Source organism: Pontibacillus halophilus JSM 076056 = DSM 19796 (assembly GCF_000425205.1).
Taxonomy (GTDB): domain Bacteria; phylum Bacillota; class Bacilli; order Bacillales; family BH030062; genus Pontibacillus_A; species Pontibacillus_A halophilus.
The window spans coordinates 268,103-285,994 of record NZ_KE384328.1 but is presented as its reverse complement, the minus strand read 5'-3'; the positions used below and the strand labels follow the sequence as shown (position 1 = coordinate 285,994).

Annotated in this window: 19 protein-coding genes; 1 reads left to right on the top strand and 18 read right to left on the bottom strand. The window is 42.7% G+C overall.

What is annotated here, in order from left to right:
• Nucleotides 1-40: 40 nt before the first annotated feature.
• From H513_RS0119080 to H513_RS0119040, 9 genes are all read right to left on the bottom strand, one after another.
• Entirely contained in the window at nucleotides 41-1,000 is a 960-nt protein-coding gene (locus H513_RS0119080; protein ID WP_026802165.1) for a PhoH family protein, read from the bottom strand.
• A 3-nt stretch (nucleotides 1,001-1,003) separates the two neighbouring features.
• Nucleotides 1,004-2,191 carry a sporulation protein YqfD gene (yqfD, locus tag H513_RS0119075; RefSeq protein WP_026802164.1) on the bottom strand — a complete coding sequence of 396 codons (1,188 nt, stop codon included), beginning with the start codon at nucleotides 2,189-2,191 and terminating at the stop codon, nucleotides 1,004-1,006.
• Nucleotides 2,192-2,216: 25 nt separating this feature from the next.
• Nucleotides 2,217-2,495: a sporulation protein YqfC gene (gene yqfC / locus H513_RS0119070; RefSeq protein WP_026802163.1), complete on the bottom strand. Its 279-nt coding sequence runs from the start codon at nucleotides 2,493-2,495 to the stop codon at nucleotides 2,217-2,219.
• A gap of 53 nt (nucleotides 2,496-2,548) precedes the next feature.
• Entirely contained in the window at nucleotides 2,549-3,007 is a 459-nt protein-coding gene (locus tag H513_RS0119065; protein WP_026802162.1) for an OadG family protein, read from the bottom strand.
• A 23-nt stretch (nucleotides 3,008-3,030) separates the two neighbouring features.
• On the bottom strand, nucleotides 3,031-4,026 hold the full coding sequence (gene floA, locus H513_RS0119060) for a flotillin-like protein FloA (RefSeq protein ID WP_026802161.1): 996 nt from the start codon (nucleotides 4,024-4,026) through the stop codon (nucleotides 3,031-3,033).
• 11 nt (nucleotides 4,027-4,037) lie between these two features.
• The gene (locus H513_RS0119055) at nucleotides 4,038-5,366 is read right to left on the bottom strand and encodes an NfeD family protein (RefSeq protein WP_154655297.1); all 1,329 of its coding nucleotides are present in this window, start codon (nucleotides 5,364-5,366) and stop codon (nucleotides 4,038-4,040) included.
• Between the two features lie 107 nt (nucleotides 5,367-5,473).
• On the bottom strand, nucleotides 5,474-5,920 hold the full coding sequence (locus H513_RS0119050) for a GatB/YqeY domain-containing protein (RefSeq protein ID WP_026802159.1): 447 nt from the start codon (nucleotides 5,918-5,920) through the stop codon (nucleotides 5,474-5,476).
• A 20-nt stretch (nucleotides 5,921-5,940) separates the two neighbouring features.
• Nucleotides 5,941-6,114, bottom strand: coding sequence for a 30S ribosomal protein S21 (rpsU, locus tag H513_RS0119045; protein ID WP_026802158.1), 174 nt, complete (start codon nucleotides 6,112-6,114; stop codon nucleotides 5,941-5,943).
• 105 nt (nucleotides 6,115-6,219) lie between these two features.
• A complete protein-coding gene (locus H513_RS0119040) occupies nucleotides 6,220-6,798 on the bottom strand; it encodes a flavin reductase family protein (protein WP_026802157.1) in 579 nt (192 codons plus the stop codon).
• A gap of 69 nt (nucleotides 6,799-6,867) precedes the next feature.
• Here H513_RS0119040 and H513_RS0119035 point away from each other — a divergent pair, with 69 nt between their 5' ends.
• Complete coding sequence (locus tag H513_RS0119035; protein ID WP_026802156.1) at nucleotides 6,868-7,791, top strand: Na/Pi symporter; 924 nt, start codon at nucleotides 6,868-6,870, stop codon at nucleotides 7,789-7,791.
• 60 nt (nucleotides 7,792-7,851) lie between these two features.
• Here the strand turns inward: H513_RS0119035 and deoC are convergent, their stop codons facing one another.
• From deoC to hemW, 9 genes are all read right to left on the bottom strand, one after another.
• The gene (gene deoC / locus H513_RS0119030) at nucleotides 7,852-8,523 is read right to left on the bottom strand and encodes a deoxyribose-phosphate aldolase (protein ID WP_026802155.1); all 672 of its coding nucleotides are present in this window, start codon (nucleotides 8,521-8,523) and stop codon (nucleotides 7,852-7,854) included.
• Between the two features lie 117 nt (nucleotides 8,524-8,640).
• A complete protein-coding gene (gene mtaB / locus H513_RS0119025) occupies nucleotides 8,641-9,996 on the bottom strand; it encodes a tRNA (N(6)-L-threonylcarbamoyladenosine(37)-C(2))-methylthiotransferase MtaB (RefSeq protein WP_026802154.1) in 1,356 nt (451 codons plus the stop codon).
• A gap of 16 nt (nucleotides 9,997-10,012) precedes the next feature.
• Nucleotides 10,013-10,765: a 16S rRNA (uracil(1498)-N(3))-methyltransferase gene (locus H513_RS0119020; protein WP_026802153.1), complete on the bottom strand. Its 753-nt coding sequence runs from the start codon at nucleotides 10,763-10,765 to the stop codon at nucleotides 10,013-10,015.
• Nucleotides 10,766-10,783: 18 nt separating this feature from the next.
• A complete protein-coding gene (gene prmA / locus H513_RS0119015) occupies nucleotides 10,784-11,722 on the bottom strand; it encodes a 50S ribosomal protein L11 methyltransferase (RefSeq protein ID WP_026802152.1) in 939 nt (312 codons plus the stop codon).
• Nucleotides 11,723-11,751: 29 nt separating this feature from the next.
• A complete protein-coding gene (gene dnaJ / locus H513_RS0119010; RefSeq protein WP_026802151.1) occupies nucleotides 11,752-12,876 on the bottom strand; it encodes a molecular chaperone DnaJ in 1,125 nt (374 codons plus the stop codon).
• 166 nt (nucleotides 12,877-13,042) lie between these two features.
• Complete coding sequence (dnaK, locus tag H513_RS0119005; RefSeq protein ID WP_026802150.1) at nucleotides 13,043-14,863, bottom strand: molecular chaperone DnaK; 1,821 nt, start codon at nucleotides 14,861-14,863, stop codon at nucleotides 13,043-13,045.
• 35 nt (nucleotides 14,864-14,898) lie between these two features.
• Nucleotides 14,899-15,468 (bottom strand): nucleotide exchange factor GrpE, encoded by a 570-nt coding sequence (gene grpE, locus H513_RS0119000; protein ID WP_026802149.1) that lies wholly within the window; start codon nucleotides 15,466-15,468, stop codon nucleotides 14,899-14,901.
• A 117-nt stretch (nucleotides 15,469-15,585) separates the two neighbouring features.
• Entirely contained in the window at nucleotides 15,586-16,629 is a 1,044-nt protein-coding gene (hrcA, locus tag H513_RS0118995) for a heat-inducible transcriptional repressor HrcA (RefSeq protein WP_026802148.1), read from the bottom strand.
• Nucleotides 16,630-16,687: 58 nt separating this feature from the next.
• Nucleotides 16,688-17,866: a radical SAM family heme chaperone HemW gene (gene hemW, locus H513_RS20740; protein ID WP_036769163.1), complete on the bottom strand. Its 1,179-nt coding sequence runs from the start codon at nucleotides 17,864-17,866 to the stop codon at nucleotides 16,688-16,690.
• Nucleotides 17,867-17,892 lie beyond the last annotated feature (26 nt).

Genomic DNA, 17,892 nt, shown 5'->3' with positions numbered 1-17,892 from the left:
TCTATATAGAAATAAGACCCAAAAGTGGGTCTTATGCAACTTACGCTTCCTCTTCGTAAGCGTCAATGACTTTCTGCACAATCGGGTGTCGTACTACATCAGATTGCTCAAGGTACGTAAACGAAATATCGTCAATATTTGAGAGTCGTCGCTCTGCAACACGAAGCCCTGATGTTACCCCTTTAGGAAGGTCGACTTGAGTAATGTCACCAGTGATGACCATTTTAGAGCCAAATCCTAGACGAGTAATGAACATCTTCATTTGTTCTGGAGTTGTGTTCTGCGCTTCATCCAATATGACGAAAGCGTCGTCCAAGGTGCGCCCTCTCATGTAGGCAAGCGGTGCAATTTCAATTGTCCCGCGCTCTATTAATCGCCCAGTATGTTCTGTTCCTAATAAGTCATGCAACGCATCGTATAGAGGTCGAAGATATGGATCTACTTTTTCTTTCAGGTCTCCAGGAAGGAAACCAAGACTCTCTCCTGCTTCAACTGCAGGTCGAGTTAAGATAATGCGTTTCACTCGGCCATCCTTTAGAGCTTGGATCGCCATAACGACAGCAAGATACGTTTTACCAGTACCAGCCGGTCCTATACCGAACACTAAATCATTCGATTTAATCTTCGCTACATAACTTCTTTGACCAAGTGTTTTTACTCGGATCGGCTTGCCCTTTGCGTTCTTCGTAATTTCATCTTCGAAGAGCGTTTCAAACTGTTCAATCTTACCTTTTTTCGCTAGCTCTACAGCGTAGATGACATCTCGCTCAGAAACGTTTAGACCTTTTCGTACTATTTTAAGCAAGGCATGGAAAACTTGTTCTACAAGCGTTACATGGTGTCTGCTACCGGATACATTAACATGTTCTCCTCTAGTGATGATGGAGACATCCAGTAACCCTTCTACCTGTTTTAAGTTACGATCTTCCGTTCCAAACACGGCTAATGCCTCGTTTGGACTTCCAAGTTGTATATCAATCGTCTGTAAATCTTCTGGCATTCTTCAGTCTCCTTGAGTGATAGGTTGTGATTTTGCAATATCCTCATGTACTTTGAAATATAAGTTTAATTTTACTTTACCATTGTCTTCAGACTGTTGCAAAATTTTTTCAGCAACGATTATGGAATCTAATGGAAGACTTTCACGCAACTCCTTTTTAGCTTGCTTGATACCAGATTGTATGGCTTCTTCCTTTGTCTGAGACCGGGTATAGTGTTCTTCTTCCCAAATTTCTTTATGATAAATCCCTACCGGCAATTTCCAACCCAAGAAATAAAATGCTCGGTCAGTTTCCACTTCGTGTGTTTCTTTATACTCATGCTTTCCAAATCCCCAATACGGAACGGCTACTCCCCAAAACGTAATCGCTCGCTTATTGTAAGTTTCTCCTGTCACTACATTGAACTTGGCTTCTAACGGGACGGTCACATCACTCTCATACCACGTCTCAGCGATGACTTCTCCTTCAGCACGCACAACTTCTTCATTATGCTCTCCACCTATGATGCCTGATACAAGCATGTCGCCTGGTTCTACATAATCGTTCACACTCACTTCTGCTTGTCCCCGAGTAACATACATATCAGCAATGACGCCTTTCTTTCTCGCTATTAGATGCTGAGGACCTCCTGATTCACCTTCTTCTACTATGATCTTCTCTACTCCTTGAAGGTGGTAGGTTGTCCCCTTCTCTGTTATACCAATCCAAAGCAGTTCTCGAATGTCCCCTAACAGCCTTTGTTGTAGTTCACTCGGGTTATCGAGGCTGAACTTCCATGCTCCAGGTTGAACTCCATACTCCCTTAGTTGTTCGGTCACCTTATGTTCAAGCTCTGGTGTCACTCCCTCTATCTCAACTTTCCAAACCATATTGGAGAGGACAAATACCATCAACAAACTTAGGAATAGGCCAATCAATAATGGTTTCTTCCTCCACAATCTTCTAACTACAAAGGGAAGCCCGTGCCTCCCCTTTATTCTCACTTTGTACCCTGAACCCGTTCGGATTGATTTCAACAGGTCTATGTCTTCCAGTCGAATTGTAGCTCTGCAGGCGTACTTGTCTATCTTTTTGACGTTCCAAATCATTAACCCTCTTTCCACGCATCGATTAAAGAAGAATTCAGGAAACTCCCCATGCACCACAATGGTCACCGAACCAGAAAAAAACACCCCTTGCGTCGTTTTCATACGTGTTGTGCTCCCCCCAATCGTTCTATTCGATAAATGTTAATTCTTCAATTACACCCTCAAGCAATATCTCTTCAGGAAGCATCATCTTTAGGACAAAGTCTTTTCCTTTTATTTGAAGTTGACCCTGTTTCAACTTTAGGCGTAATTCTTGGTCTGAAAAAACGATTAGGCCCTTATGATTTTCAATATAGGCATGAATCTGACCAATCGTCGTGACCCTTGGAAGTTCGAGGATGACGTCAGATGGTAGATCTAAATGGTGTGCAAGCCAGTTACCGATTCGTTGTTGCCACTTTTTCATCAGTGGTGCCCCCTCTCACATACATATGTATGAAAAAAGCGCGAAATGTATCACTACATTTCGCGCTTTGGACGGTTGGGAACAGTGGAAGAATGGGGGCGCTTCGAACGAGGTTGACCAATCACCTCTGCCATCACTACTGCCTCTGCCAGCCGTTTCTTATTCAGTTTATTGATTTGCACATTCAGCTGATTCTTAGTCTGCTTCTTATAAGCCACCTGTAGAGGCTGATCTGAAATGGCATCATGCTCTCCACTTATTCTAGTTCGGTCGTAAGAAGACTTCTCGTAGTTGTAGGAAGGCTCTTTAGGGAACGTAGTAGGCGCATCCTCATAAGGCTCTTCATCCACCTCGTAAGGCTCCTCCACTTCCCTCGCATATGGCCCTGTTTCTACGGGTTTAGGCTTTTCTTCCTCATCTTTCTTGCGACTCGAGACCCAACTCGCTATCGCTCCGAGAATCCCAATCAACACGATTGCGTTACCGAATAGAAACTCAAACAATTGTTCCAAGGTCACGCCTCCTCATCGTGCTATTATTGTTGATCATCATCTTCGTCATGCTGTTGATTCATCTGACCAATGACATCACGCATATCCGTGTCCGCTTGAATATTCTTATAGTTCATGTAATCCATCACACCAAGCTTACCGTTTCGTAGAGCTTCAGCAAGGGCAAGTGGTACCTCCGCCTCGGCTTCTGTAACTTGAGCTTGTTTTTCTTGAACCTTCGCACGCATTTCTTGTTCTTCCGCGATTGCCATCGCACGACGCTCTTCCGCTTTCGCTTGTGCAATGTTCTTATCGGCTTCAGCTTGGTCTGTTTGAAGAATCGCACCAATGTTCTTACCGATATCGATATCAGCAATATCAATAGAGAGGATCTCAAATGCAGTACCTGCGTCAAGCCCTTTACCGAGTACATTCTGAGAAATCATATCTGGATTTTCTAACACTTTGTTGTGGTTCTTGCTTGAACCAATGGTACTTACAATACCTTCTCCAACTCGAGCAATGACCGTATCTTCTCCAGCACCACCAACAAGTCGGTCGATATTTGCACGAACTGTAATTCGTGCTTTGGCCTTCACTTCAATTCCATCCATCGCTACACCAGCAATAAATGGCGTTTCAATTACTTTAGGATTTACACTCATCTGAACAGCTTCTAATACATCACGACCAGCTAAATCAATGGCTGCACAACGCTCAAAGCTCAGTTCAATATTCGCACGTTGTGCTGCAATTAACGCATTTACAACTCGGTCAACGTTACCTCCTGCGAGGTAATGACTCTCTAATTGATTCGTATTTACATTCACGCCAGCCTTATGCGCCTTAATTAACGGGTTAATAACGCGACTAGGAACGACTCGACGTAGTCTCATCCCAATAAGAGTGAAGATGCTAATTCTGACACCAGCCGCTAGAGCACTAATCCACAGCATAACTGGGATAAACGTAAATAGCACGGCAACTACAATAATAATAATACCGATTAATAATATGGACATTAAATCTACAGTTTCCATTTAAATCCCCCTTAAGGTTGTTTAATTTGTCGTACAACTACCCTTGTTCCCTCAACTTTCACAACTTCTATTGGACTGTTGTTTGGGATAAAGCTTCCTTCAGTCACGACATCAATCCGTTCTCCATCGAAATCGCCAGTTCCAGAAGGGCGTAACGGTGTAAGAGATACTCCCTTTGCCCCCATCAATTCTTCACGACTCACCGCTGGCACATACCCCTTCTCCTTGGATGTAGAATCATTGAGAATAATGTTTCTCAAAAACCCTTTCTCAAGGCCCATCGTCTTAAATAGTATGACAGACGCAATGATGGCTACCATAAGAGCAATTGCTAGGCTAAGCGCCATATGGCCTATATCAGCGCTAGACAAGAAGAGTGCGCCTACTACAGAACCTACACCAATAACCCCGAGTATTCCGCCAGGTACGAAGAATTCGAGCACAATTAGAATGAGACCAACAACGAAGAGAATAATGGTTTCGTAACCGGCCAATCCCGCTACGGTATGACCGTAAAAGAATAATACTAGTGACGAGAGACCCATAATTCCAGGAATTCCAAATCCCGGCGAATAAAGCTCAACAATGAAACCTAAACTTGCCACAGACAGTAGAATCGGGACCACTACAGGGTTCGTAATAAACCTCGCTAAATTCTCCGCAAATGTTGGGGATGTTTCTGTTACCGTCGCCTTAGAAAGGCCTAACTCTGATAATAATTCCACACGGTCTTCCACAATCCCTTCGGCATATCCAACCTCTACGGCCTCATTGGGATCTAGGGTTAGAAATTCTCCTTTACCTGCTCGATATTCAGGTAGATCGATTTCCTTATTGGCCATAGCCTCAGCATAGAGCGGATCACGATCATTGGATTCTGCCGCACTTCTCATGGATGAGATCCACGCCGATTGAGCTTTCTGACTTGCCGCATTTCCATCTGACGTAATGACACCCGCTGCTCCCATTGTTGCAATCGGCTTCATATAAATTTCATCTGCGTTTAGAGCTATGTAAGAACCAGCGGAAAGAGCTTTATTAATTACAAAGGCCGATGTTGGAATTTCAATATCTTGAAACAAGGATGCAATGTCACCAGCGGCATCCACCGCACCACCAGGCGTATCAATTTCAAAAACAATATGATCAGCACCTGCTTCTTCTGCTTCATACACGCTCCTCTTTAAGAAAGCAGCAAGTCCTTTCTCCACTTCCTTCTCAATCGGAACAATGTAAACAAGCTGTCCTTTCCCGTCTTGCTCATCCGCCGTGACCGAATACCCTAATAATGGGATGAGCACCAAGGAAATAACCCATGCCATTAACCATTTCCTTCTCATGACTCCCCTCCTTCTACTATACATCCTATACGAATAATATCACATTAGGTTCCACAATCTATACAAAAAGCCACCCCCATACATTGGGAGTGGCTAATCGTTAGACTCTAAGAAAGTTGTTTCTTAACTTGAGCATTTACTTCTGAGCCGTTTGCTTTGCCTTGAACTTTCGGCATCACTGCACTCATCACTTGACCCATATCTTTCATAGAAGATGCTCCAACCTCCTCGATTGTCTCTTGGACAATTGAAGCAAGCTCATCTTCTGAAAGTTGTTTAGGCATATATGCTTGAACAATTTCTATTTCACGGTCTGTTTTTTCAGTAAGATCTTCGCGACCTGCGTTTTTAAATTCTTGGAGGGAATCTTTCCTTTGCTTTAACTCACGAGAGAGAACCGCCAATTCTTCTTCCTCAGACAGTTCTTTTTTGCCAAGCTTTAAGGCTTCGTTCTGCAAAGAAGCTTTCACCATACGAATGACAGAAAGTCGTTCCTTTTGCTTACTTCTCATAGCCTCTTTCATATCTTGGTTAAGACGCTCGAGTAATGACATGATCGATTACACCCTCTTAATTATTTACGCTTTCTAGCAGCTTCAGATTTTTTCTTACGACGTACACTTGGTTTATCATAATGTTCGCGTTTACGATATTCAGCCAAAGTACCGTTTTTAGATACAGAACGCTTAAAGCGACGAAGAGCATCTTCAAGAGATTCGTTTTTACGCACGCGTGTATTGTTAGACATGCTACTTTCCCTCCCTCCAAAGCAAAAAGGCAATTTCTTCTTAACCATGTGTATGATTCGGTCTACACATGCCTTTTGCAATTATAATATAAACTCCCGTCTTGTTCAACTTTTTTCTTTAATCGAATGAGGGTTCATGTATTCCTCATGTTTCACCTTATCGTCAAGTGTAATGTACGTACTTCTCCCTAGGTAAAGAGGGATTTGCAACTTTGAAAAGTTAGGGAGACCATTCTCCTGAAACATGGTTCGGTCCATCTTACATGAGAGAATCGAAGCAACGACCCAATCATGATCACCGACATCCATGAACTCTTCCACCTCGCATTCATAAACCAAATAAGCATCTGTCAAGAATGGTGCTGACAAAACACCTCCAATTTCAACACGATAGCTCGCACAGCTAGCCTTCTCAATCTCCACGCCTGATGCTGTACCACATAGCTGAATAAATTCAGAATGAGCTGCTGAAAGAAAGTTAACGGTGAACGCTTGTTGCGATTTTAATGCTTTATATGTATATCGCTCTCTCCCAACTGCTATTCCATACTTCGGAGGAGACATTGATAAATAAGCATGCCATCCAACAGCCATAAAGTTTACTCCCCGTTCAGTCCTAGTCCCAATCACCGCGACCATGCCAGGATAGCTGTGCATCTTTACGTTTTCAATTGACTTTAACATCTCATCACTCCCTTTCTTCCTGTTCTGATTCCCCTTTGTTCACATAAAGTAGTAGGGGAGGGACAAGTTATGCCTGAGCTACTTACTTTATTCGCTGTATTCCTCATGTTATTCCTGTTTGGAATGACACTTATTCGAATTGGATTGATGCACCTCACATACAGAACCGTGAAGGAATGGATTTCAAGATCTACGCATCACCCATTCAGTGGGTTTCTGATTGGGATGATTGGAACAGCTCTCATCCAGAGTAGTTCTGTCACGATGGTCATTACAATTGGAATGGTTACAACAGGACTGCTCTCATTCCGACAAACCATTGGGATTATTCTTGGCGCAAACATTGGGACAACTATAACATTGGAGATTCTCTCATTAAACGATGCAAATCTAGCAATACCGTTATTGATTATCGGAATGATTTTTATGTTCATCCCTAACGCTAACTATTATGGAATTGGTTCGTTTGTGTTTGGCATTGCCTTAATATTCTTGTCCTTAAATGGCTTTCGTTCACTTGCCCTGTACGTTGAAGCATGGCCTATTGTTCAGGAGGCATTCAACTATTCGGATCAAGTTCCAGAGATTGGGCTTGGGATTGGTTTAGTAGTAGCTGCCCTGATACAATCCTCGACCGCTACAACTGGATTGGCCATGGCGTTTGTAGAGACTGACGTAATTGAGATGAGTAGTGCAATCGGGGTAATGATTGGAGCAAATCTTGGAACGTGTATAACAGCCTGGATTGCCTCTTTAACAGGTTCACAGGAATCACGCCTTGTTGCAATGGCACATGTGTGGGTGAATGTGTTTAGTGTTCTATTGTTCTTCCCATTTCTAAATGAGATGGCTGAATTAGGACAGTGGCTCTCGTCCTCAAAGTCTATGCAGTTAGCTCACTTATCCGTTTTATTTAACGTTGTTTCAGCCCTAATCATTCTTCCATTCATAAAGCCATTCGTGAAGTTCTTAGAATATGTACATAATAGGTAATCAGCACACAAAAAAAGACGGGATTCAATTGAATCCCGTCCTTCTGAATAATATAGAACCCTAGTAACCGGATGTTCCTTGGCCGCCTGTAACAATGGCAATGCCTGAGCTTGCGCCAATACGAGTTGCTCCAGCCTCAACCATAGCATCTACAGCTTCACGGTCACGAATGCCTCCTGAAGCTTTCACACCCATGTCTTCACCTACTGTTTCACGCATAAGGCGGATATCTTCTACTGTTGCGCCTCCAGTGGAGAAACCAGTGGATGTTTTCACAAAGTCTGCTTTTGCAGCTTTCGATAGTTCAGAAGCTTTAACTTTTTCTTCGTCTGTAAGTAAGCACGTTTCAAGGATAACTTTCACGATTGCCTTGCCTTCAGCTGCTTGAACAACCGCTTCAATGTCTTGTTGAACATAATCAAAGTCGCCGCTCTTAAGTGCGTCGATGTTGATTACCATATCTACTTCTGTCGCACCGTTCTCAATCGCCTGTTTCGTTTCGAACGCTTTCGATTCAGAAGTTGTAGCACCTAACGGAAACCCGATTACAGTACATACTTTTACATCTGTATCTTTTAGTTGTTGATAGCTGTAAGAAACCCAACCTGGATTTACGCACACGGATGCGAAATTATATTCTGCAGCTTCTTCACAAAGTTTATGAATAGCTTCTTTTGTAGTGCCTGGTTTTAATGCTGTGTGGTCAATTAGCTTAGCTAGTTGTTGGTTCATTGGTCTATCCCTCACATTCTTAAGTTGTTCGTACCTCTTACATCGTAGCATGGCTCTCGTGAAATTTCTACATCATGACAGGACGAGCACAGGATTTGAGTTGTATATTGAGTCTAATTATGAAGAAAGAACTGTATCTGTTAGATTCGGTTGTTGAATGACTCTTACGTACTCGCCGTAATTGTGCGGGTACCCCGATTGCGTAATCTTCACCCGAACAACTTCCCCGATCATAGAATTCGTTCCCTCAAACACGACTTTCATATAGTTGTCTGTATACCCTACGAGTCGTTCATCTTCTCGGTCCTCAGTAAACTTCTCCTCTGGTATAACCTCAAGTACACGCCCTTCATAGCCCGAAGCATACAACATAGCTTGGTCACTCGAAAGATCAATTAACTCCTGCACACGACGGTGCTTTAGGTCATCATCCACTTGGTCGTCCATACGGGCAGCTGGTGTTCCTGTTCGTTTAGAATAAGGAAACACATGGAGTTCTGAGTATCCAATCTCTCGTATGAATGAATACGTTTCGTTATACTCCTCCTCCGTTTCACCAGGAAAGCCTACGATGACATCGGATGTAATTGCAAGACCAGGAAGCGCTTCTTTAATTCGGTCGATTCTTTCTTTGTAGAATTCCGTTGTATACTTTCTACGCATACGCTTTAGCACAGTATTGGAACCAGACTGTAGCGGTATGTGTAAATGACGTACAATTTTATCAGACTTCCCGAGTACATCGATGACTTCATCCGTAATTTGGCTTGCTTCAATCGAAGAAATTCGAATTCGCTTTAACCCACTCACTTGCTCATCTAAAGTCGTTAATAACTTAGCTAAATTGTAGTCTCTTAAATCTTCCCCATAACCACCTGTATGAATGCCTGTAAGTACAATTTCCTTATAACCAGCATCCACGAGCTGTTGTGCTTGAGAAATAACTTCTTCTGGCTGACGAGATCTTAAGAGACCACGTGCCCAAGGAATAATACAAAACGTGCAGAAGTTATTGCACCCTTCTTGAATTTTGAGGGAGGCTCTCGTCCGGTCTGTAAATGCCGGAACATCCATCTCTTCATAGGTTCTTGTCTTCATAATGTTTGAGACGCCATTAATCGGTTCACGATGCTTTTGGTGCTCTCTTATGTATGGGATCATGTTGCGACGATTTTGTGTTCCAACAACTACGTCTACACCTGGGATTTCCATAATCTCATCAGGTGATGTCTGCGCATAGCAGCCCGTTACACAAATGACTGCTTCAGGATTCTTACGTATAGCCCTTCGAATCACCTGGCGACTTTTCTTATCACCGGTGTTTGTAACTGTACACGTATTAATAACGTAAATATCTGATTTACGTTCAAAATCGACTCGCTCATACCCTTCTTCCTTAAATAATTGCCAAATCCCCTCTGTTTCATAATGGTTCACTTTACAACCTAATGTGTGAAACGCTACCGTGTTCATTCTCCATCACCCCAAATTATTGATTGAGTTCCTCAAGCTGGTAAGAAATGCTTGAAAGAATATAGGCGTGCGCTGTTTCACTTCTTAGAATGCGCGGTCCAAGTCGCACCGATAAGAATTCATGCGTTTTCAGCACGTCTACTTCCTTCTCACTTAATCCACCTTCTGGTCCAATGACAATTAACACCGACTGTTCTTCAGTTAAGTTTGGTATCACTTCTTTTAATGAACGATACGTAGAGCTTTTCGCTTCATCCTCAAAGGCAAAGAGCTTCCAGTCATATGATTGCAATGAAGCAATTTGGTCTAAAGTATGTACGTCATTTACTTGTGGAATTTGAGTTCGATGAGACTGCTCACTCGCCTCTTTGGCAATCTTTTGATAGCGTTCAATTTTCTTCTTTGCTTTCTTTCCATCCCATTTCACAATGGAGCGTTCTGCAGCAAAGGGAATGAACTCGTGTGCACCAAGTTCGGTTCCTTTCTGTATGACCAACTCCATCTTATCCCCTTTTGGCAACCCTTGAACGATTGTTACGTTCACCGGGAGCTCCTTTTGTTCGTCTAGCCAACGTACAATTGATGCTTTGATGTCATCCTCTGTAACCACTTCTAATTGACAAAGGGCTGCACGCCCATCTGGCGTGCAGCAAATAATTTCATCATCTTCAGTCATCCGCATCACGCGTTTAATATGGTGAGCATCCTCACCTGTTATGATGACCTTTCCCTCTTGCCAACCAGAAGCAGGAATGAAGTACCTTTGCACATTCAGCACCTGCTTTCTTTACGGTTTACGTGCAATGATGGATGTCCAATCTTCCATCTGGTTTGTTTCTACAATTTCAAATCCTGATTGCTCTAGACGCTCTTTCACTATTTCACGTTTATCACGAATGATGCCAGAGGTGATGAAATATCCTCCTGATTTAACGAGGTTAAACGCATCATCTGTAAAGCGAACAATGATTTCTGCTAGAATGTTTGAAACAATTAGGTCCGCCTGTACATCCACATCATTTAATAAATCGTTCTGCTTTGCATGAATTAAATGGCTTACTTGATTATATTCAGCGTTGTTCACTGTACTTGTAACAGCGACATCGTCTAAGTCGTAGGCATATACTTCTTTAGCTCCAAGAAGGACAGAAGCAATACTTAATACGCCAGATCCGGCACCTACATCAATGACTACATCGTCTTGTTCAATATACTGTTCAATCGCTTGAATACTCAATACAGTAGTCGGATGCGTCCCTGTACCAAATGCCATCCCAGGATCTAGTTCAATGATAACCTCATCACTAGATACAGGCTCATACTCTTCCCATGTTGGTGTAATTGTAACCTTTTCAGAGATTTTAACTGGCTTGTAATACTTCTTCCAAGCAGTCGCCCAATCCTCTTCATTTACTTCGCTTACCGTGACTTCATTATGCCCTAAGTCAATTCCGTATTCAGACAAGTTTGTTACTGCCTGTTTAATTTCCTCAACGGTTTCAGCTAAGAAGCTATTCACAGCCACATAAGCTTTCACGTACACACCTTCAGTAGGGTAGTCCTCTGGGTTCAACTCATAAATTTCTCCCATGTACGTGTCGCGTTCTTTCACTAAATCTTCAGGATCCTCAATTACAACTCCACTTGCTCCAGCTTCATGCAAAACGTTCGAAACTGGTTCAACGGCTTCTGTAGTCGTATGAATGCATATCTCAGACCACTTCATCGAATCAACTCACTTTACTGTTGGATTTCTTATTCGCCTTTAAATGCACGTTTGAAGCGCTGGAACAAGCTACCATGTTGCTCTTCCGTTGGTTCATTACCGGCAATTTCGTTAAATTCACGCATCAATTCTTTTTGACGATCTGTTAGGTTCGACGGAGTTACAACGCGAATCTTCACATGTTGATCACCATGACCATAGCCGCGTACGTTAGGAACACCTTTTTCTTTCAGGCGGAACGTTTTCCCTGTCTGCGTGCCTTCAGGAATCTTCAATTTCACTTTCCCATGTAACGTTGGCACTTCTACTTCATCTCCTAGAGCAGCCTGCGTAAATGTGAGTGGCATTTCACAGAAGATGTGGTCGCCTTCACGTTGGAAGAACTCGTGTTGGCGCACTTGGATGACAACAAACAAGTCGCCTGCAGGTCCACCGTTTTCTCCTGGCTCCCCTTGTCCTGTAACACGGATTTGTTGACCTTCATCAATTCCTGCTGGAATACTAATATGAATGGTCTTACGTTTTGTAACTTTTCCGTCTCCGCCGCACGTATTACACTTATCTTTAATCAGGTTACCTGTACCTTGACAGTGGTGACATACACGTCGATTTACAACGCGGCCAAATGGTGTATTCTGTTCTTGGTTTAATTGACCAGAACCTTGACAGTGCGGGCATGTTTCAGGATGCGTTCCTGGCTTAGCACCAGAGCCATCACATGTCTCACAGTCTTCCTCTTTCGGAATTTGTACATCTGTTTCCTTACCAAATACAGCCTCTTCAAATTCAAGCGTCATTGTATATTGGAGGTCCGCACCTTTTCTCGGCGCATTAGGATCACGTCTACGACCGCCTCCGCCAAAGAACATATCAAAGATGTCGCCAAATCCGCCAAAGTCTTGGCCGCCACCGAAGCCACCACCACCGAAGCCTTGAGGGCCTTCGTGACCAAACTGGTCATACTGTGCGCGCTTCTGGTCGTCACTTAAGCTTTCATACGCTTCTTTTACTTCTTTAAACTTTTCAGCAGCGTTCTCTTCCTTGCTTACGTCTGGATGATACTGACGTGCTAGCTTTCGATACGCTTTCTTTATGTCATCTTTAGAAGCATCTTGGGAGACACCCAAGACCTCATAATAGTCTCGTTTACTCACAGACAATCACTCTCCCGACTCTTCTTGCATGCAGTTAATAGTAACATTGTTTGATTTTATTTAGCAACGCTATGGAGATGTTGCTCACGTATTTATTCAGTAAAAAAGCCAAAGTCAAGATTCCCCTGACTTTGACTTTTCCACCTGTTAGAAGACGCGCCTAAACTTACTTGTTTTCGTCGTCTTTTACTTCTTCATAATCCGCATCAACAACATCGTCGTCAGAACCTTCAGCGCCCTGCTCAGCTTGTTGTGCTTGTTGCGCTTGCTCATACATCTTCACTGTAAGAGCTTGAACTTGTTCTTGAAGAGCATCTTTCTTCGCACGGATGTCTTCAATGTCTTCACCTTCAAGGGCAGTTTGAAGTTCAGCTTTTGCATCTTCTGCTTTTTGCTTCTCTTCTTCTGTTACTGATTCACCAAGGTCTTTAATGGTCTTATCTGTTGTGAAGACAAGTTGATCTGCTTCGTTACGAAGTTCTACTTCTTCACGACGCTTCTTATCTTCTTCAGCATTTTCTTCTGCTTCTTGTACCATACGCTCGACTTCATCATCAGATAGACCGGATGAAGATTTGATTGTGATGGACTGTTCTTTATTTGTACCTAAGTCTTTCGCACGAACACTTACAATTCCGTTCGCATCAATATCGAAGGATACTTCGATTTGTGGAACACCACGTGGTGCTGGTGGAATGTCCGTAAGTTGGAAACGACCTAGTGTTTTGTTGTATTGAGCCATTTCACGTTCACCTTGTAGGACGTGGATGTCAACAGCTGTCTGATTATCAGCAGCAGTAGAGAACGTTTGAGAATGGCTTGTTGGAATTGTCGTGTTACGCTCAATTAGCTTCGTGAACACGCCACCCATTGTTTCAATACCTAGAGAAAGTGGTGTAACGTCAAGTAGAACGACATCGTTCACATCACCTTGTAGGACGCCACCTTGAATAGCAGCACCAAGTGCAACAACTTCGTCAGGGTTAACGCCTTTAGAAGGATCTTGACCTACTTCTTTCTTAATTGCCTCTACAACTGCTGGGATACGAGTAGAACCACCAACAAGTAGAACCTTATCAATGTCTTTAGAGCTCATGCTAGCATCTTTCATTGCGCGGCGCGTTGGTTCCATCGTGCGCTCTACTAAGTTTGCAGATAGCTCTTCGAATTTCGCACGTGTAAGATTCATTTCTAAGTGAAGTGGACCTGCTTCTCCAGCTGTGATAAATGGAAGAGAGATTTGTGTCTGTGCTACACCAGATAGGTCTTTCTTCGCTTTCTCAGCAGCATCTTTTAGACGTTGTTTCGCCATCTTGTCTTGAGAAAGGTCAATGCCATTTTCTTTCTTGAATTCTGCAACCATGTGGTCTATGATCACTTGGTCAAAGTCATCCCCACCTAGTTGGTTATCACCAGCAGTAGATACAACTTCGAATGTACCTTCGCCGATATCAAGGATGGATACGTCAAATGTACCGCCACCAAGGTCATATACAAGTAGTGTTTGGTCTTGGTCTTGGTCAATACCGTAAGCAAGCGCTGCTGCTGTTGGCTCGTTAATAATACGCTCTACTTCAAGACCAGCAATTTTACCTGCATCTTTAGTAGCTTGACGCTCAGCATCGTTGAAGTAAGCTGGAACTGTAATAACAGCTTTCTCAACTGTTTCACCTAGATAATCTTCAGCGTGAGATTTTAGGTGTTGTAGAATCATTGCAGAGATTTCTTGAGGAGAGTACTCTTTTCCTTCGATCTCTACTTTATAATCTGTACCCATATGACGTTTAATGGATTGGATTGTGTTTGGGTTCGTGATAGCCTGACGCTTCGCTACTTCACCTACTTGGCGTTCGCCATTTTTGAAAGCAACTACAGATGGTGTAGTACGGTTACCTTCTGGGTTAGGGATTACTTTAGATTCCCCACCTTCCATAACTGCTACACAAGAGTTGGTCGTACCTAAGTCAATACCAATAATCTTACTCATGGTTTGTTTCCTCCCTTAATCTACTATGTATTGTTTTATTGATTTACTTTAACCATTGATGGGCGAATAACCCGGTCTTTCAATCTGTACCCTTTTTGAAGCTCTGCAACAACAACGTTGGATGCATAATTCTCATCTTCAACTTGCATTACAGCTTGGTGAATTTGAGGGTCAAATGTCTCTCCCTCTGCAGGGATGACTTCCACACCTTCTTTTTCTAATGCATCAGACAGCTGGCGGTATACCATTTGAATGCCATCTTTGAAGCTTTTCGTTGATTCATCTTGAACGTCTACTTGTAGCGCACGTTCAAAGTTATCTAGCGCTGGTAACAATTCATTTACAAGGTCTTGAGACTTATATTTACGATCCGCTTCACGTTCTTTTTGAGTACGTCGGCGGAAGTTATCATAGTCAGCCTGCAAGCGTGCCAAACGGTTTTGAAGTTCTTCTTTCTCTTGTTGAAGCTGTTCTACTTCAGAGTTTGAAGTCGCTTCACCTACTGTTTCAGTCTCATCAATGACTTCAACTTCTGGCTCAACCACCTCTTGGTCATCTTGCACTTCATCATTTACTTGCTCAGATTGTTGTTTGTTCTCTTCCATGTCTGTCACCTCCTCAACCTGTATAGCCGTATTGAATATAACAGAATTGTACAGCAAAATAAAATGATTTAATTGAAAAGAATGTGAGGGAGGCTATCCTCCCCGACACCTTACTATTCATTTCCTCCACGCATCGTTTTGATACCATGAACGGAATGTTTGTGTCATATGATTGGAAAGCACGTTCATGAGTGAAATTACGCGCGAATACTCCATACGAGTAGGCCCTAACAAGGCAATTGTCCCTAGCTGTTCATCATTAAGAGAATAGGAAGCTGTAATGATGCTAACATCATGCATTTCCTCGAGGCCATTCTCATGCCCAATGGTAACTTCGATGTCATTAGAGTCACGTCTTAATAAAGTCGCCAGCTCGTTCTCCTGTTCAATTAAGGAATAAAGAGCACGGACTTTATCAATATCCTTGAACTCCGGCTGCATCAAGATATTCGTCTTCCCACCAACATACAACTTCGTCTGTTGGTCATCAAATAAAGCGGCACGCAAATAGCGATAGGCTTTATCGTATTCTCTTGTATGCTTCTTCAGCAAGGTCGTAATTTCAACTTTCAACTTCCGATTTAGATCAATGATGGGAACGTCATAGAGACGCTCATTTAAGATGTTCACCATTTTCTCTAAATCACTTGGAGACAACTCCACCGGGATGGTGAAAGACCTATGCTCCACATGTCCAGTATTCGTCACAAGGACGGCCACTGCTGATTGATGAGACAGTGGTATAATTTGTAGTTGTCTAAGCTTTGTCTCATACACCTCAGGACCCAAAATAATGGACGTGTAGTTCGTCATCTCTGACAACACGCGCGCAGATTGCTGAACGACTTTCTCAAATTCGAGCAAGTGATAAGCAAACGCATCTTGCACAACCGATACGTCCTGTGCCGACAACGGGAACGGTGCCATTAGATGGTCGACGTAAAAGCGATATCCCTTCTCAGAAGGAATCCGACCCGAAGAAGAATGAGTCTTCTCTAAGAAGCCCATATCCTCTAAGTCTGCCATTTCATTACGAATTGTAGCAGAGCTAAATGCCACATCTTCCCGCTTAGAAATCGACCGTGAACCAACCGGTTGAGCGGATTGGATAAAATCATCAATTATGACTTGTAATAACAAGAGCTGACGATCTGAAAGCATCGATGATCACCTCTGTTAGCACTCGGTTAATGTGAGTGCTAAATCTAATAATAAATTATCAGATGCCCATTTCCTTGTCAACACTAATGCCCTCAAGCTTTTCATCTTCGATTAGAAATTCCTGAAATACCTCATTGCCAAATATCCGCCCTTGTCGAGTCAATCGAACGTAATCCTCATCCTCTTCAAGCCATCCTTTTTGTTTCAAGTATTGAAGTTCGTCTTTATACAACGTTTCAATCTCTATACCGAACCGATGAACAAACAACGATTTAGACACTCCATTTACCTTTCGGAGACCTAAGAACATTTGCTCTTCCATCGTTTCACGTTTACCAATCACTTCTTCGTGAAGAATAGGGCGTCCACTCTCATTCGCTTCTTTAACGTATCTTGGCAACGGACGAATGTTAACGGTTCGCTTACCAGGTAGATACGCATGTGCGCCTGAACCAAAACCATAATAATAGTCATTGTTCCAATACGTAAGATTATGTTGACTCTCATAACCCGGTTTAGCGAAGTTACTAATTTCGTATTGATGGACGCCGCTCTTTTCTGTTTCATTTAGAAGCAGTTCAAACATATCTGCCTCTACTTCCTCTACAGGCTTATGAAGCTTCCCTTTCTTATATCGCTGATAGAAGACCGTTTTCGGCTCTATTTGTAAGGAGTAAGCAGAATAATGAGGCAGGTTTAGAGCAAGAGCCTCATCTAGAGTCTTCTTGAATCCTTCAAATGTTTGTCCTGGTAGCCCGTACATCAGATCAATTGATACGTTTGTCATTCCATGCTTTTCGAACATCCTTATACTTTCATACACGTCTTTAACACGATGCAAACGCCCAATTTCCTCCAATTTCTCATCATCAAACACTTGAACCCCTAAGGATATACGATTGACGCCATAACTCATTAATAAGGCTAATTTGTCTTCATCAAATTCACCTGGGTTCGCTTCAAACGTATACTCCAAGCAGTTGTGCACGTCAAAGGAAGCCTCAATTGTCTTAAGGACATGCTCCAATTGCTTATAGGATAAGGCTGTTGGTGTGCCGCCTCCAACGAAAATAGTACGGACAGCTTGCTTATTTCGCCCAACCTCCGTCACAATTTCATTTTCTAATGCTTCTACGTATTGATTTGCCAACTCTTCGTTATAGAAGAATTTCGTAAAGTCACAGTAATGACAAATCTGCTGGCAGAAGGGGATGTGAATATACACCGATGAAACCATACTTTTCCCTCACTCTATATAAAAGA

Coding starts and splice junctions, on each gene's coding strand:
- H513_RS0119050 (WP_026802159.1), bottom strand. CDS start 5,920: ATGTCATTACTCGAGCGTCTTAACCAAGATATGAAAGAGGCTATGAGA.
- yqfC (WP_026802163.1), bottom strand. CDS start 2,495: ATGAAAAAGTGGCAACAACGAATCGGTAACTGGCTTGCACACCATTTA.
- H513_RS0119080 (WP_026802165.1), bottom strand. CDS start 1,000: ATGCCAGAAGATTTACAGACGATTGATATACAACTTGGAAGTCCAAAC.
- H513_RS0119040 (WP_026802157.1), bottom strand. CDS start 6,798: ATGTTAAAGTCAATTGAAAACGTAAAGATGCACAGCTATCCTGGCATG.
- mtaB (WP_026802154.1), bottom strand. CDS start 9,996: ATGAACACGGTAGCGTTTCACACATTAGGTTGTAAAGTGAACCATTAT.
- floA (WP_026802161.1), bottom strand. CDS start 4,026: ATGGAAACTGTAGATTTAATGTCCATATTATTAATCGGTATTATTATT.
- grpE (WP_026802149.1), bottom strand. CDS start 15,468: ATGGAAGAGAACAAACAACAATCTGAGCAAGTAAATGATGAAGTGCAA.
- dnaK (WP_026802150.1), bottom strand. CDS start 14,863: ATGAGTAAGATTATTGGTATTGACTTAGGTACGACCAACTCTTGTGTA.
- H513_RS0119035 (WP_026802156.1), top strand. CDS start 6,868: ATGCCTGAGCTACTTACTTTATTCGCTGTATTCCTCATGTTATTCCTG.
- rpsU (WP_026802158.1), bottom strand. CDS start 6,114: ATGTCTAACAATACACGCGTGCGTAAAAACGAATCTCTTGAAGATGCT.
- deoC (WP_026802155.1), bottom strand. CDS start 8,523: ATGAACCAACAACTAGCTAAGCTAATTGACCACACAGCATTAAAACCA.
- prmA (WP_026802152.1), bottom strand. CDS start 11,722: ATGAAGTGGTCTGAGATATGCATTCATACGACTACAGAAGCCGTTGAA.
- H513_RS0119055 (WP_154655297.1), bottom strand. CDS start 5,366: ATGAGAAGGAAATGGTTAATGGCATGGGTTATTTCCTTGGTGCTCATC.
- yqfD (WP_026802164.1), bottom strand. CDS start 2,191: ATGAAAACGACGCAAGGGGTGTTTTTTTCTGGTTCGGTGACCATTGTG.
- hrcA (WP_026802148.1), bottom strand. CDS start 16,629: ATGCTTTCAGATCGTCAGCTCTTGTTATTACAAGTCATAATTGATGAT.
- hemW (WP_036769163.1), bottom strand. CDS start 17,866: ATGGTTTCATCGGTGTATATTCACATCCCCTTCTGCCAGCAGATTTGT.